Genomic DNA, 15,808 nt, shown 5'->3' on the forward strand with positions numbered 1-15,808 from the left:
GGCCATTCGCCCGTACAAGTGAAAAGTTATGCATAAATATCACTATTCACTATTCACTATTCACTATTCACTATTCACTATTCACTATTCACTCTTCCCCTACACCTCTTACCCTGAGCCTGCCGAAGGGCTACACCTCTTACCCTGAGCCTGCCGAAGGGCTACACCTCTTACCCTGAGCCTGCTCTCCTGCCCCCCTGCCGATGGCGGGCTCCTCTGCTCCTCATCCCTTCATGTTTCTTGACGGTTTAAAAATTCTCGCAGTCTAACTAAAGTTAGGGTTTGTCCCAAATTAAGGGGGAGTAGAGAGATTCCTTCTAGGTTGGATTGTACCCAGCCATCCCCCCAGTACCACTGGTGAAAGCCATCAATCCCCTGGCTGAGGATTAAGCGGAGACAATTAGATTGGACGATTTTGACTTGATGTTGAATGGTGACAGGCCCGATCGCGGTGGTAAAAGTGAGTCCGGGATGCAACTGTTCGGCAATGCCGGGGGAAAGCTGTTGTGGCCAAAGCCACTGTTGCAAATGATCCGATCGCAATAAGCTATCGCGAATGGCGGTGGCTGAGGCATCAATTTCGATGCGGAGATTACTTTGTTGAAAATTTCCTAGCATTTTTCCGTGGGGTTGAATCACTGCGGGTGGACGTTTTCCCGATTGTAAAACATCCCAGGAGAATTTGTTCTAGGCTACAGAGGAACAGGGGCGAAGCGAAGCAGCGCAACAGCAAATCCCTAGATCAACGCGCCACCAATTTTTCTGCGGAAGTAATTTTTCTAGCGGTTCGCGAGCGTCGCAACGTAAAATAATGTAATGAGGTGTTAAGAAATGTAAGGTTTATTATGGCGGATCAGTTAATTCGTGCCACCGCTGCGGATGGTGGCATTCGTGCCGTGGGGGTGATTACCACCCGATTGACCGAAGAAGCCCGAAAACGCCACCAGTTGTCTTATGTAGCCACCGCCGCCCTGGGTCGGAGTATGTCTGCGGGACTGCTGTTGGTTTCGAGTATGAAGCGTTCAGAATCGCGGGTCAATATTCGGATCAAAGGGGATGGGCCGCTCGGTGGCCTCTTAGTCGATGCCGGTTTAGATGGCACGGTGCGGGGTTACGTGGACAACCCACAGGTGGAACTGCCGCCAAATGCCAAGGGGAAATTGGATGTCGGTGGGGCAGTGGGTCAGGGTTATCTTTATGTGGTGCGAGATGTCGGCTATGGTTATCCCTATTCCAGTACCGTAGAATTGGTGTCCGGGGAAATTGGCGAAGATATTACCCATTATCTCGTCACCTCAGAACAAACTCCCTCGGCGTTGATGTTAGGGGTGTTTGTGGGCGCTGAAGGTGTCACCGCCTCTGGGGGTTTACTGTTACAGATTATGCCTAAAGCCGCTACCGATGAAGCTCTGGTGGAAACTTTAGCGTCGCGGGTTGAAGCTCTCCAAGGTTTTACACCGTTGTTGAAAGCGGGAAAAACTTTGCCGGATATTTTGCACCAACTGCTTGGAGATATGGGTTTATCGATTCTCCCAGAAAGACAACTGGTGAGATTTCATTGCGGTTGTTCTTCAGAACGGATGTTAGGGGCATTGAAAATGTTGGGAGCGGCTGAACTCCAAGATATGATTGAGAAAGATGATGGGGCTGAAGCCATTTGTCACTTTTGTAACGAAGTTTATACCGCGAGTGCGGAGCAGTTGGCTGAGTTAATTGTCGAGTTGCGCCGAGAAGGTTAATTGCGGACGATTTAAATCAGGTGTAACCGTTGGCGGCTCGATCGCCCTGGGGCAATGAATCAATTGCCCCTTCTCGGATTCAGTTGTCTGTGTAACTCTAGGAAAAAATTAATCAAATCTAAAGTTTTCGGCTGGGTGTTTCCCGACAGGGGCGATCCGCTTGCGGAGGGCGAGGGAATCGACTGCTGATGAAACAATAAAAATATTAAATCCGCTACAATATCCACCAATCCAATTCACCAATCGGGCGATTAGAGCAGACATGAGGCGGGAGGGGGTGGTTCCAGCCCAGGGTGATGCCGATCGCACGGAAAATGTCTATAATTTCACCAGTTTCCCCAGGCAAACTTATATTCATCGGTTTGTAATCAGTCAATAAAAAACAATTTCAGATCAAAAATTGCGGTAAAGTCGTTGAGAACACTTTTGCTCAAAGCGACTCCAAGACGGCTAGAAGACTATTTGTGGGTAGGTATGACTAGAAATCGCGAAATTCCAGATCGTTGGCATCCATCTCAGGGTTCCGACTCAGACGCTAAAGAGCAGTTCTTGAGCCGTTCTTTGGAGCCCTTGCCCTCAGCCTTTGGCTCCTCGGTGGGGGCTTCAGCTACCGATGGGAGTTTGAAACTTCAGTCTGAATTTAATGAGAACCCACGGGATAGCCGATTGTCAAAATCCCAAAACTGGAATTCCGATCATCAAATTGTGGATCGCCGTTCTCGTGAGTTGAAACAATCCTCTCATCAGCCGATGGAGTGGGCGGTGCGATTGTTAAAGCGCTGGGAAATTTGGATATTGGTTACTATGGCGGTGTCTGGGGGACTCGGCGCCGGATCTTTGATGATGTTGCTCAAGTTGCCCGATACACCGACTTGTAATTATCATTTTTTCTGGTTTAAGCCTTCCGCGTCGGAGCAGTTATATTGTGCGGGACAGTTGGCGAATCAAAAAACTATTAACGGGTTATTAGAGGCGATCGCGATCGCTTCCGATTTGCCCAAAGATCATCCTCTGCGGAAGCAAATTGACCAAAATATTGAAACTTGGGCAGAACAATTATTGGATCTGGCGGAAGAAAGTTTTCATGCCGGTGACATTACTGAGGCGATCTCCACCGCTAGACAAATTCCCCGCGATACCTCTGCGGCTAGTTTAGTAGATGAACGGATTAAAAAATGGGAGTCTATTTGGCAAGAAGCCAAAGACTACTACAAAGCAGCGGAAGAGGCGATGGAAAAAGAAAAGTGGCGCGATGCTTTTTTTGCCGCCCAAAAGCTGCAATTTGTGGAAAATCGCTACTGGCAAACCAAGCAATTTGATGCCCTATTTACGTTAATTGAAACCACCAGAGAATCGGCGAAAACTTTGGATAAAGCCAGAGATTTGGCAGATACGGGTGAAATTAAAAACCTGTTAGAAGCGGTACGCATCGTCGGGACTTTTGACGAGAAAAGTAAACTTTATAAAGCGGCGCGTTCGTTGAAAAATAAGTTTGCCGAACAAATGATGGAAATGGCCAAAGCCAGTCTGGAGCGCCAAGATTGGCAAGATGCGATCTATATTGCGCGGCAAATTCCCGCTGATAGTCCCCTGAAAAATGAGGCGGTGGATTTTGTGGATTTGACCAGGGCAAAATCTCTGGCTGACCGAGGCACCTTAAGCGCGATTCAAGATGCGATATCTAAAGCCCAACAAATTGGGGCAGGTCGGCCTATGTATGCAGAAGCCCAGCGGCTGATTATGACCTGGCAGCAAGATATTCAGGATTTAGCTTATTTGGAAAAAGCGCGGCAACAGGCACAACTGGGTTCTGCCCAAGATTTACGCATGGCGATTTCCCAAGCCCAATTAGTCGGACGCAGTAACAGCTATTGGGATGAAGCCCAAGATAATATCAATCGCTGGCAAAATCTGATTGAGGTACAAGAAGATCGTCCGTTTTTAATGCAAGCCCAAGATTTAGCCAAATTTGGCGATCGCCTCTCCTTACAAGCGGCCATTGATACCGCGCAACAAATCCGTCCCGGACGAGAACTTTACCAAGAAGCCCAAGACAAAATCGACGCATGGCGCGGCGAAATTCAGCGCCAAGAAGATCAGCCGGTGTTAGATCAGGCTTGGAAGTTGGCTAAGGCTGGCAATTTACAACTGGCGATCGCCCAAGCGGAAAAAATTTCTCCGGGCAGAATTTTATATCAAGAAGCGCAATCAGCCATTTTTGCTTGGAAAACCGAAATCCGCGATCAAGAAAGTATTCAACAAGCAAACCTGATGGCTAATGGTGCCACCAATCCAGCCACCTTACTCAAAGCTATTGAAACCATCAATCAAGTCTCAATGGTCAGTCCTTTACGCTCCCAAGCGGATAATTCTATCAATGAATGGAGTACGCAACTTTATAATATGGCCCAAGATGAGGCTCAGTACGATTTGCTTCGCGCCATTGATATTGCCCAAACGATTCCATTTTATGCCGCTAATTATCAAGTAGTGCAGCGTCAAGTTGAAGACTGGAAACGCATTGTTGCTCCGCCACCTAAAACCCCTGTTCCCGAAGGGAATAATCAAAATTCTCCGGCAAACAATCAGCCTCCATCGGGGGAAAATATTCCCTCAAACTCTCAGGGAACGAATCAACCTTTGGAGCCCTTTATTGAGCCTGTGACTCGATAAAATTGTGGTTTGGGTTCAGTGTTGATGTGGCTCGTTTCTAGGCCAGAAACAGGGTTTCTGGCTCAATATTTTAATTTTACAAATAGGCACTTTTTATTCTCATATTTCCTCTGACTATTAAATTTTTCCAGCCAGTTATTTAACCAATTATTTAAATCTGTCACGGTCGTAAAATTGACACAGGACTTACGCATAAACGCTATCTGTAGGGTGTTGTTCCGAGCAGTAACGCACCAATTCGCCGGATATAGAGTCGTTGCGTAAGTCCTATGACAGAGAAATTGTAAGTAAGTTTTTTTCTAAACTCTGTCGATCAATTGTTTGGCAACTTGCTCAATTACAAAGCAAAACTCAGGGTATTTACCCTCTCCATCTTTAACCGAATATCCACCATCAGCAATTGCTATAAAGTCTAATTCATCTAATTCAATATCTGGCGAAAAAAATACCTCATCAATTGCTGCTTTACGTAAATCTGTAAGTTGTTTATGATCCAAAGCTAACTTTTCAATAGTCGTTTTTGCCGCAGTATCTTGATTATCTGTAGCGACAATTGTCCCATCTTCATAAAATGTCAACCTAGTTTCACAGTCCTGATTTAGCGGAGTCACAAAATTGTCAAGATCATACCATTCATCTTTCGCTTGCGCTCCAAAAGGACATTTTTTATTTTTATTTTTCCCTTTTTTATGACTATCCGTATATTCATAATCTGGCCCTGGGTAGGCGGCTAAGAGGTTGAAATAGCTCACATCTTCATACTTTTTCTCATATCGACAAAGGGCGTAAGGTTTAAGATGTTCAACATGAGAGCGATCGGCGTCAATTAAAATACCTGTGTAGCAACACAGAAATCCTTGTTCTTTGAGCAGGTGATTCTTTAAATCCCTTTTGACATCCCCTGGTAAATTGTCCCTATAGTCACAACCAAGACAACTACCATCTTCCTTGAATTGACTATTAAACCAGGAACGTAATTTTTCTGGTTCTTGTTCTTTCTGAATGTATTTCATCTATTTACCCAATCGGCTGATCCTATCAATGCGAGTTTGTAACCGTACCAATTCAGCAAAGTTGCCTAATTCACGGAGGCTGTTGATTTCTTGATTAGCTTCTGAAAATTTCCTATTCTGAATCAATGATTCAATATGCTCTAACCGTTCCTGAGTATTGCGATCGCGCTCTGAAGTTTCCATCAGGAAGCGTAAGATCCAGTTACTATCCATACCTAGTGACTGGTCAGGACGATAAGGTGCTTGATCTTTTTCCAGAAGAATAATATTTCCTGGATCAACTTCACCAATAATTTGCGGTGAATGAGTGGTAGCAATAAATTGGCAACTGGGAAAAATATCTGTTAACTTTTTGACAACCATCCGTTGCCAGCGTGGATGCAAGTGTAAGTCCAACTCATCAATTAGCACCACAGCTTTTCCATCCTTTAGAGGATCTTCTAAATCAGGATTTGCCTGTAAAAGTCGTTTTACCAGATCGAGTATCAAGGCTAAAATACCTCGTTCACCCTCTGAAAGCTGATTAATATTTAGGGTTAATCCATCTTTATCAAGGACTAAATCTGACTTACCAACAACCCGCAAATTAGTAAATTGATCTAAAAAACTTGTCACGGCTTTATTTAAAGCCTCAATACTTCGTTTTGCCGGTGAATAATTTTCGTTTAACAATGCGTTTTGGGCTAAATACCAATCAGTAAATTCAGTCAGACGTAGATTTCTAGGCTTCAGTGCTTCAGGAAAAGCAGCAGATGGATCGCCTGAAGCCATATTATACATATCTTTCTCTTTATATGCTCCTGGCGTAACAATTGAGCGTTGGGTGGCAAAATAAACTACAAGAGGTTGATTCTTCTCGTTTTTTATGGTGTCTAAAATATGCTTACTATCCGGTTTAATTTTCAAGTTATAGCTTTTGCCACCACTGATATTACATTCAAAAGGTATTCCTGATGCTTGAAAATCAACGTCAACCTCTAATTTTTTATACCCAATCGTAATATCATTAGCGGTGAAACTCAGGCGATTGTCTTTAGAATCCGAAACCGTAAATTTAGGTAATATCTTTGAAAAGGCAATACTCAATGCATCAAGCACAGTAGATTTACCTGCACCGTTGATACCAACGATTAGATTCATTCCAGGGTTAAAGTGAAACTCTGCATCTTTAAACCCTCGAAAATTCCTGAGTCTTAGGCGATTAATTTCCATTGTGACTCCTTGATTTTCATAATTGCTGTGCGACGTTCTTTTAACAATTCAATTGTATCATAATTTGCCATTTTAAAATAATTAATTTTATTTAGTTTAGTTTCTATGTAAGCAACTATACACTGTTGCTCTTTGAGTGGTGGAAGAAGCAATAGCCAATCAAGAATTTGCTCTGAATAAATTTTACCCATAGATGGATCGATTCCTCTGGCATCGGCATCAATTTGCAATCGCCCTAGATGACTTTGTAAAAAGTAACTCAAAAATTGCCCATCTAGCTTTGATTCATCTAATCTCAAACGATAGATTAGGTGACTTAAAACTAACTTATGTCTGGTTTTATGAACATAACAAACATCTCCGTAAGGGCGAAGCATGACCGCCGATGAATTATTGGGTAAAACCGAAGATTTTATCCGGTCATGCTTCGCCCCTACATCAGGTTTATTAACTCGTGTGATTAAAAAATCACCGGGATTAATTTCTAATGAAGTGGGAATTTTGACAGAGATAGGTATCGTTTTAGCTTGGGAATCATCAAATTCTCCCCTATTAACAGCATTCAGTTTTAAAACTCCCCATTCTTGAGGTTCTGGTTTTTTTTCATCGGCTTTTAAACTCCTCCCTTGTTCAATGGTTAAAATACAGCGCCTTAATTTGATGACTTGCCAATGTTGAGGAATTTCTCCGATCCATTCAACCCCAGAATTACCCATTGGAACATGAGGATTTACCCCACGAGTTACCCCATGAGTAATTAGGGCGTGACGTTTTTCGTCTAATAGTTCTAATAATCGTTGTTTGACTTGAATGAGTTCATCGATTTTCCTCATTTCTTGGTTTAGTTCATCGGCAATGCTTGCTTTTGGTTCGGAAAATGAGTGATTCTGAAGATTCATTACCCTGTCACCTCCTGCAATAACCTAATCATCTTCTCTCCCATCTGTTTAATATCTGCATCAATTTCCGCTAATGGACGAGGGGGAGTGCCGTCGTAAAAATAGCGATTAAAATTAATCTCATAGGCAATTCTGATACTTGCCCGATCCACCCAAGCATCAGTTAGATTAGGTGCCAATTCTGCCAAAAAATAATCGGAAACTTCTTGTTTTAAGTTAATCTTTTCAAAAGTTCTTAACTTTGAGTCAGCCTCGTACATTCGTTGTATATTTTGACCGGGTACAGGAAACCAGCCCCAAACACGGGCCTTCGGTTCACCCGTTGCCTCGCGTTCTTTTAAGATAACAGGTTTTGCCTGTGGGTCTCGTTCTGTAAAAACATCTCTAAATAGCTTTCGTTCCGCTTTTTTCCAACGACTACTCCGCTGCTTTAATAATTCCTGGATTAAGTGATTAACTTGGTTCCAGTCAGAACGCGGTTCGCGCCCTAATTCGCGATCGATCGCCTGGACATCATCTAGTAAATGGGGAACAGCATCCAGAAAACGACTTTGGCGATCGAGATCCATTTGATACATTAAACGCAGAGGTCGTTCAATCCGAACCCGGTTATAGCCAAAATCTCGACGATCAAAAATTTTGCTGGTTTCTGTTTCCACAAATTCCGCATATTCCCGGACTACATCGGCAATATTTTCTTCACTAAAATAACGGCTTTTATTTCCGAAAATTTCTCTGATGGTTTGCCAACGTTGACGAGCATCTATCAGTTGAATTTTGTCTTGACGTTCTTTCGGTTTCCGGTTCGTGACAATCCAAATATAAGTGGCAATATCAGTGTGATAAAACATCTGTTCGGGTAGAGCAATAATTGCTTCTAACCAATCATTTTCTATAATCCATTTGCGAATTTTACTGACCCCTCCTCCCACACCTCCACTAAATAAAGGTGTTTGGTTCAATAATATAGCAAGACGAGAACCATGACCAGAATTATTTTGATGATTTTCTGGTTGATATGGTGCAAACTTACTAATCTGATGCTGTAAAAATAATAGTGAACTATCATAGACTGTGGGTAAGCCAGCCCCAAACCGTCCATCAAAACCTAGCTGTTCATGTTCTTCTTTTATTTCATTTTGCTGTTTCTGCCAGTTCATTTTTAAGGGAGGGCTGGCTATAAAATAATCAAAGGTTTGATTCGGGTATTTATCATCGGTTAGAGAATCACCAAACTGAATACAACTCTGGTGAGTATCCTTGATTAATAAGTCACAAGCAGCGATCGCATAAGCGCGAGGATTAACCTCCTGACCAAAAACTACGAGTTTTGCTAATTTATTTTTTTCTCGGAAATAATTTTGCGCTGCTGCTAACATTCCCCCAGTCCCACAAGTAGGGTCAAACAGTTTATAAATTTGAGGTTTCGTGAGCATCTCCTCATCAGGAGCAAATAAAATCTCAACCATTAAACGGCTAAGTTCTGGTGGGGTGAAGTTTTGCCCTGCTTTTTTGTTAGCAGCTTCAGAGAAACGACGAATTAAATCTTCAAACAATAACCCCATTACCCGCTTATCTACTGAGTTGGGGGATAAATCAATATCGCCAAACTTTGAGATGACTAGGTAGAGAATTTTCTCTTGGTTCATCTTTTCAATTTCTGCCGCAAACTCGAAGCGTTCAAAAATATCGCGGACATTTTTGGAAAAGCCATTAATATAGCTGATAAAATTTTGAGCGATATTATACGGATCGGCTTTTAATTTTCCCCAATTCAGTTCAGAAAAATTATGAAATTTTTCTCTTGCGGCTTGATTTCGCATTGATTCAATAGCGTCATCTTGTAATTGATTTTTGGATTGCTCATATTTGGCTAAAACTTCTTGTTTATTTGCTGCAAGTGTAGAGTCAAAACGGCGCAATACCGTCATTGGTAGCATAACCCGTTCATATTCCGCAGGTTGGTAAAGACCACGCAATAAATCAGCAATTTGCCAGATTAAATTAGAAATTTGTTGATGATCTGCTGTTTGTTCTTTGATCATCTCTTAAACCTCGCTGATTATTTTGAATATCCTACATCTGGAAACAGTGAAGGAGATTTATTAATTGACAATTCCATGACTTATAATTCTATCAGGTCAGAACAGTCGCGATCGCCCAACTGGAGATTTTCTGCCTTTTCCCCACACCTCCACACCCCTGCCTCTCACTTCCCCACACTTCGCCCCTTACCTTGCCAGTTCGGGTTACACTGCTACCAGAAAACCGTAGTCAAATCGAGTTTAACTAACCACTTATGACCAATCATCTAGCCCAAACCGAAAGCCTCTACCTACGCAAACACGCGGAAAATCCGATTGATTGGTGGCCTTGGTGTCCAGAAGCCTTGGAAACTGCTCGCCGAGAGAATAAACCAATTTTTCTGTCGATCCAAATCGACGCATTCCGCTCTCATTCAATGTCTGCACATTTCCTTTTCCCCTGAGATGGCATCACCGATAAAAAAACCAGGGTTATTGGTCTTTATTTTTGCTTCTTATCATAATTAAAAAACGGTTTTTTTATAAAAAAATATTAAATTTTTCAAAAAATAATATAATACCAAATCCGGTTGTCAAAACCAGTTTCCCAAGCTATCTGTCATTCCCGCGAATGCGGGAATCTACAAGTGTTTTAGGTTATTGTAGGGGCGGGTTTCAAACCCGCCCGTCCTCTATTACAACCGGATTTGATATAATTGGCAAATTGATGGTTATTTTTACTTTTTTTATAAATAATTCAGTTTACATTTTGATAATTATCAAACAATTTACTTAAAAATTTATCACCTGATTTTTCCAGGTTTGTCTGAGTGGAAAAAGTTAAACTTCTCAGGTGTATTTGGCGATCGCCTACCCATTCATCAACGGGTTCAGGTAAATCAACGGGATAAATTAAAATTGCTTCAGGGCAATTTTTGGCAGTGGCATAAGCGATAATTTGAGCGACATCTTCTGTCGATGGTTTTAATGACCTCTTGTATTTAGTATCAAGGATATATCTAGGATTTTCCATAGATGTTTCATAAATCACTAAATCTATTTTAAAGTTTAATTTTTTACCAATCTGTAATCGTTGTTGGGCTTTAATGCTAAAATTTCCAGGGAGGTGGATTTTTAACCATTGATAAATAAACTGCTCATAGAGTTTTGACATATCTACCAAAAAAGGTAAATTTTTAGAAAAACCTATGGAATGACTGGGGGCGATCTGTTCCAGAAAAAAGTAACAGAGGGTGTGTAAAGATTCGTAATCTTGATTTAAGCGGTTATATGAGCGATCGCAGCAGTCTTGAGAGTTAAAATGTCTCAGTCTTACTACTCCTTTTAATGCGCGATAAGTTTCTGATACGAGATGTTGCGAGAACTGGCGACAAAGACCAGAAAAACTCAGACAGTGCATTGTCCAAAGGAGAATCTGATTATCTGGAATATCAGCGGTGTATTCTTGATAATGACAAGTGAATTTGACCGTCCAAGGTTGTTGAATTGTGTGGCGAATATCGAGGCGATCGCGAATATATCCTAATTCTCCTGTCTTTGGTAGATAGGTCTGATAAATGCCCTGACGAACGCGAGATAAAATGCGACTAGCGAGAATAGCGGCAAGGCGATCGCAAAATTCCTCTAAGGTTTCACAATCAATCAAACCATCTAAAAACCGAAAACTTTTTAAATTATAGGCATATTCTAACATTCCTAAGATAGATTGAATGGGGACTTTAGGCTGAAGTCTAATCCCCAAATTTGCCGGTAAAGGAATATAACCAACCCATCCTTTAGCCGTAAGTTTCCAGAAATCACCATATCTTGTATCTTCAAGCCCAATTTGAAGTTGGGGTTTGTATTTTTGTCTTAGTTCATCCAGGGCTGCTTGGGGAATATCCTGACGCGGAATTAAAATTGATTGATATTCGATGATTTCAATAACTTTAATAGTGTCTAAATTCATACTAAAAAATTTTGATTAATTTTTTGCCAACGAAACTCATCGACTTTTCCCAACTGGTTAAAAAAATACTCCTCCAAATAAGGTTCAATTTCCATTTGCCAAATATCAGGGAGTTCATCTTGTAAATTTTCCACCATAAAAAAAGAATTGCCGATCGCATAATGCCGATCGTTAATTTGTTGATTAAGCTTTTGCAAAATTTTGATCAAATTTTCTACCGGAAAATCAGTATTAGCTCGTTTGTGATATGTTTGTAATGCCTGATAGTTCGGAGATATTTCGATAAAAGCAAAACGTCGGCGTAGCGCATAATCGACTAAAGCAATAGAGCGATCGGCGGTGTTCATAGTCCCGATTAATCTGACATTTTTAGGAATTTTAAACTTTTCACCACTTCCAGACAAATAAATATCTTTGTCTCGATATTCCAGTAAATACATTAACTCCCCAAAGACACTCGATAAATTTGCTCGGTTAATTTCATCAATAATCAGAACACAAGTATCTTTACATTCCTGAGATTTTTGGCAAAACTCCAAAAAACGACCAGGAACCACTGGATAAGTTAGTTGTCCTCGATCATCAGTTTTAGGACGAATTCCCTGAATAAAATCTTCATAAGCATACGCGGGATGAAATTGCACCAGTTCACAGAAACCATCGCGACCACCAATTAAATGTTGAGCAATTTTTTCCGCTAGATAAGTTTTACCTGTTCCGGGAGGGCCTTGTAAAATAGCTTGTCCTTTACGGTGGATAGCGCGTACCCATCTTTTGAGTTCTGATTCCTCAAATCCGGTTTCTTCAGCACATTGTAATAAAGAATATTTCGAGTTTTGATTCGTGTGACTATTCACAAAATTCTCTTTATTTAATTTAGGTAAACTCTCTTGTTTATTTAAAAAAATCTGATGATTCCCCCTGAAAACCCAGTGACAAAATAAATCAAAAAAGTCATAATCTGGAATTGCTGGCAGACCAAAGACCTGTTGTTTATAATTTGCCAATTCTTTAATTAACTGATTCCCTAAGTGATTCGTTTCTGGATAATCTTTTAATTGTTCAGTATAAGACTTTTGATAAAAACCATTAATAATCTGTAGTGATTTCTGATGAATCATCATAAATTTGTCAGGTTTCAGTGCATGAAGAATCGGCGAGATTAACTCTGTAGTGATATTTTGAGCATAAGAAATTTGCCAAAACTCATTGCAAGCAACTGACAACTGGCTTGGATCGTCGTTACAGCGTTTAACCAACCGAAAAATTGCCCGAGCTATTTTTGCGGTTTGTTTTTCATTCCATTGTTGCTGTTTTAACCATTCTTCTAAGGTTCCAGTGATGCCTGGATTACTATGGATCCATGCTCTTTGATAAGAATTACTAGGAGAATTTTCATAAGGCAGTAATTGTAGTAGAATCAGTTCCGTAGGAATTTGTCCATACTGAACCAATGAGGCGATCGCTTCAAAGTTACGTCGTCCCTGTTGACGCTGTTCCTTATAGTCAGATATTTTATTTAGACATCCCTTTATGTAAGGATCCTTCAAAAATTCTTGAAACAACGATATTAAAGTGTTTTGATTGAGTGTCTCTATATTTTCTATACCACCCATATTTTTTCGATAAATTAAGCTATTGTGATCATATTTTGAATTTCTTTAAACTCAGAATTTGTTAAGTATTTGTAACTTTGCGGTGGATGAAAGTTAAACCATTGCTGCTTGATAGCTTCTAAATCTAATGGAGGCTCATATTGTTCGGTTTTTTTTAAAAAAATTGCATACGCTTTTCTGGAAGTATAATAATAATCATCAAAATCTGGTTTACTGATACCAGCAATTTCTTTCACCCGATCCCAAAGGCTGCTTGGACTATCTTCAAGCACTTTTTCTACTTCAAATACACCGACGATCGCTTTCACTGGGGAACAAGCATAAACCACCACCCTATTTCCTGGCATTAACTTTGGTTTAATTTTTCTTAACTCTACTTTTTTGGTTCCTTCAAACAACTTAAGGACATATTCTGGTTTGATAGAGAGTAACAAAATATTGTCTTGGCTTTCTGACATAACTTAGGCGTAACCCATCTTGTAAATTTGCTCAAATTGTCGATCGGTAATCTCAATAGAACTTTGTATGGTTGTTTTATTATTCAGGATTTCCCGAATATCTGTCAAGTCAATTGGATGATTAAACAGTTCTGTGTTGCTAAATCTTAAAGCCATTATATCTCGTTTTTCGTCATTTTTAGCAATTTTAAGTAAATCTTCTTTTTTGTAAACTCCTAAATTTCGGAAACGTAAATCTAACTCTTCAGGGGTGCCAATGACCACCTCATCTAGAATAGAACAAGCTCTAATTGCCTGAATTCCGATAAAACCCCGATCTTTATCAGCACTGACATACCATAAAATTCTACCAACAATTCCCGGTTTTAATTTTGTAGTACCTTGTTTGGATTTATAATACACGGCTTCTCTGTTCAGAGCTAAATCAGTGATATTGTGTAATAAACACTGTTTTGATAAATGATAATCGAATAATTCTTGAGCCCATCTTGGCTGAATAGGAATAATAAATGTAGGAATATGAGCATCAATAATCTTTGCGGGCCAAAGCGCTTTTTCAATAACGAATAAATTTTTGTACTCATTTAAATCTAAAGAATTGATATCTTCAGAACATTTTTTGAAATAATTATAACCATTATTAGTTTCTATATACCGATCTACTAGGCTGATTACTTTTCTTGAAAGGATAGATGCAGGTTCAGCCTGAGCAATATTCATTTTTAAATATCCATCTTGAACAGTAATGAACATATCTTCTTGAATAGCATTGATAATTGAATCATCTAAGTGTGGATCGGTGATTCTGGTAAATTGACGATTGTCAAATGCAGCTTTTGATATAGAGCGAAAAATTAAATGACGTGCCAAGGTTGTCGAGAGGGAATGATCCCCGACTCGAATCATGGGAATTTCTAACTCATGGGGTTTATGTTTGTCATACACAACCAAAGCAAGAGGCTCTTTTTCTGCATTTCTCACTAAAACATGAGTAAATTTATCTTTTTCTGCAATAAATCGGCGTAAGCGCTGCGAAAATTCGGCTTTATCTTCTTTACCTGATAAATAGAAAGCATCAATTAGGTTAGATTCTTCACCTTTTTGTATAATTGTTTCTTCTAGCTGAGTTCCCGCTAATCGTGCAGGCTGATAGTCAGGGTTTTGGTTGAGAGTATCTATGCTAAGAATTAAATCATCAGGAGATAAGATTGATATTTTTAATGATTCATATAATCGCTCGGCATTATCAAGTAATTGTTTACTTTTGGTGACTACAATATAAATTTTTGCTGCCAGAGTTCTGGCAAGACTACGCAAATCTGATTCATTAATATTTATTTTTTGATTTTTGCTCACAAATAACTTAAGACTTTGAAAAGCATCCTCAAATTTATCATGGGGACAAGGCAGGCAAGTAAAATCATCAAATAATTGTTGCTGACGATTTCGTTCTTTGAGATTATTGATCTGATTAATTTTATTGAAAATTTCTTCAGTCACACACAATTCTACTTCAGATTGAAGCCAATCAGCCAATAAAGCTTCTGCCTCTGCATCAGGTGTTTTTTTAGTCAGCATTCCAAAGATAGAATAATCAATAGCCACAGATAATTTATTTTCTCTATGCTGATTGGCTAAATCAAACAACAGATTAGTTTTACCATAATCTAAACGCCAAATTGTACTATTTTTTCCCCGTTTTTCTGCGGGTTTAGAATAGGCAGCTACAAACCCAAAGTTTACCCACATATCCTGTAAATTATAATCATCTCTACAAGTTAGATCTATTCCATTATAGTCTTGAGTATTTTTCTTCAGATACTCAACAAGTTGCTTGGCAATTCCTTGGCCTCGACAGGATGGAGCCAAGCAAAGATGAACAATCTTAATATAACGATCGCGACAACGAGTGTAATAGAGTAGATAGCCAATACAGTTTTTGTGGGAATCTAGAGCAACAATAATCTGACGCTTTGCTGCGGATTGTATAAAAGCTTTTCTTTTGAAAAATCCCAAAGTAGCTTTATTCGCATCCCCTAGAGCAATCACAGTTTCTAAATAGGGAGAGTTTTCATCAATGACTTGAATTTTTACTGGACTATTTTGTTTCACGTTTTGACTATAAAATCAGAAAAATTAGCACAATCATCTAAAATAATAGCACTGAAATAACCGGAATATAGCCCCCCTGCACCCTCACCTCCC

General features: G+C 39.9%; 11 protein-coding genes and 1 pseudogene. 3 read left to right on the top strand and 9 right to left on the bottom strand.

Annotation, left to right across the window (positions count from 1 at the left end; translation table 11 throughout):
* Window positions 1–231 precede the first annotated feature (231 nt).
* Window positions 232–618, bottom strand: coding sequence for a hypothetical protein (locus tag ABWT76_RS22295; protein WP_054468088.1), 387 nt, complete (start codon window positions 616–618; stop codon window positions 232–234).
* A 227-nt stretch (window positions 619–845) separates the two neighbouring features.
* Here ABWT76_RS22295 and hslO point away from each other — a divergent pair, with 227 nt between their 5' ends.
* Entirely contained in the window at window positions 846–1,739 is an 894-nt protein-coding gene (hslO, locus tag ABWT76_RS22300) for an Hsp33 family molecular chaperone HslO (RefSeq protein WP_054468023.1), read from the top strand.
* A 474-nt stretch (window positions 1,740–2,213) separates the two neighbouring features.
* Complete coding sequence (locus ABWT76_RS22305; protein ID WP_054468021.1) at window positions 2,214–4,412, top strand: hypothetical protein; 2,199 nt, start codon at window positions 2,214–2,216, stop codon at window positions 4,410–4,412.
* A gap of 299 nt (window positions 4,413–4,711) precedes the next feature.
* Here ABWT76_RS22305 and ABWT76_RS22310 read toward each other — a convergent pair whose 3' ends face one another.
* From ABWT76_RS22310 to ABWT76_RS22325, 4 genes are read right to left on the bottom strand one after another with little or no spacing between them, the layout of a single operon-like run.
* Entirely contained in the window at window positions 4,712–5,425 is a 714-nt protein-coding gene (locus ABWT76_RS22310; protein WP_190879555.1) for a retron system putative HNH endonuclease, read from the bottom strand.
* Window positions 5,426–6,637 (bottom strand): AAA family ATPase, encoded by a 1,212-nt coding sequence (locus tag ABWT76_RS22315; RefSeq protein ID WP_354634976.1) that lies wholly within the window; start codon window positions 6,635–6,637, stop codon window positions 5,426–5,428.
* On the bottom strand, window positions 6,619–7,536 hold the full coding sequence (locus tag ABWT76_RS22320) for a restriction endonuclease subunit S (protein ID WP_190879551.1): 918 nt from the start codon (window positions 7,534–7,536) through the stop codon (window positions 6,619–6,621). Before ABWT76_RS22320 ends, ABWT76_RS22315 begins: the two co-directional genes overlap by 19 nt.
* Window positions 7,536–9,581: a class I SAM-dependent DNA methyltransferase gene (locus ABWT76_RS22325; RefSeq protein WP_190879532.1), complete on the bottom strand. Its 2,046-nt coding sequence runs from the start codon at window positions 9,579–9,581 to the stop codon at window positions 7,536–7,538. Before ABWT76_RS22325 ends, ABWT76_RS22320 begins: the two co-directional genes overlap by 1 nt.
* A 254-nt stretch (window positions 9,582–9,835) precedes the next feature.
* Here ABWT76_RS22325 and ABWT76_RS22330 point away from each other — a divergent pair.
* Window positions 9,836–9,970, top strand: a pseudogene (locus tag ABWT76_RS22330) (DUF255 domain-containing protein); the annotation flags it as partial.
* Window positions 9,971–10,317: 347 nt separating this feature from the next.
* Here the strand turns inward: ABWT76_RS22330 and ABWT76_RS22335 are convergent.
* From ABWT76_RS22335 to ABWT76_RS22350, 4 genes are all read right to left on the bottom strand, one after another.
* Window positions 10,318–11,529, bottom strand: coding sequence for an McrC family protein (locus tag ABWT76_RS22335; RefSeq protein WP_190879530.1), 1,212 nt, complete (start codon window positions 11,527–11,529; stop codon window positions 10,318–10,320).
* Complete coding sequence (locus tag ABWT76_RS22340) at window positions 11,526–13,079, bottom strand: McrB family protein (protein WP_242053054.1); 1,554 nt, start codon at window positions 13,077–13,079, stop codon at window positions 11,526–11,528. Before ABWT76_RS22340 ends, ABWT76_RS22335 begins: the two co-directional genes overlap by 4 nt.
* Before the next feature lie 80 nt (window positions 13,080–13,159).
* On the bottom strand, window positions 13,160–13,603 hold the full coding sequence (locus ABWT76_RS22345) for an ASCH domain-containing protein (RefSeq protein WP_190879526.1): 444 nt from the start codon (window positions 13,601–13,603) through the stop codon (window positions 13,160–13,162).
* 3 nt (window positions 13,604–13,606) lie between these two features.
* Window positions 13,607–15,715, bottom strand: coding sequence for a GNAT family N-acetyltransferase (locus tag ABWT76_RS22350; RefSeq protein WP_190879524.1), 2,109 nt, complete (start codon window positions 15,713–15,715; stop codon window positions 13,607–13,609).
* Window positions 15,716–15,808 lie beyond the last annotated feature (93 nt).

It is taken from the genome of Planktothricoides raciborskii GIHE-MW2, assembly GCF_040564635.1.
Lineage (GTDB): Bacteria > Cyanobacteriota > Cyanobacteriia > Cyanobacteriales > Laspinemataceae > Planktothricoides > Planktothricoides raciborskii.

Bases quoted from the DNA above. Each gene is read 5' to 3' on its own strand.
- ABWT76_RS22295 (WP_054468088.1), bottom strand. From the start codon at position 618: ATGCTAGGAAATTTTCAACAAAGTAATCTCCGCATCGAAATTGATGCC.
- hslO (WP_054468023.1), top strand. From the start codon at position 846: ATGGCGGATCAGTTAATTCGTGCCACCGCTGCGGATGGTGGCATTCGT.
- ABWT76_RS22305 (WP_054468021.1), top strand. From the start codon at position 2,214: ATGACTAGAAATCGCGAAATTCCAGATCGTTGGCATCCATCTCAGGGT.
- ABWT76_RS22310 (WP_190879555.1), bottom strand. From the start codon at position 5,425: ATGAAATACATTCAGAAAGAACAAGAACCAGAAAAATTACGTTCCTGG.
- ABWT76_RS22315 (WP_354634976.1), bottom strand. From the start codon at position 6,637: ATGGAAATTAATCGCCTAAGACTCAGGAATTTTCGAGGGTTTAAAGAT.
- ABWT76_RS22320 (WP_190879551.1), bottom strand. From the start codon at position 7,536: ATGAATCTTCAGAATCACTCATTTTCCGAACCAAAAGCAAGCATTGCC.
- ABWT76_RS22325 (WP_190879532.1), bottom strand. From the start codon at position 9,581: ATGATCAAAGAACAAACAGCAGATCATCAACAAATTTCTAATTTAATC.
- ABWT76_RS22335 (WP_190879530.1), bottom strand. From the start codon at position 11,529: ATGAATTTAGACACTATTAAAGTTATTGAAATCATCGAATATCAATCA.
- ABWT76_RS22345 (WP_190879526.1), bottom strand. From the start codon at position 13,603: ATGTCAGAAAGCCAAGACAATATTTTGTTACTCTCTATCAAACCAGAA.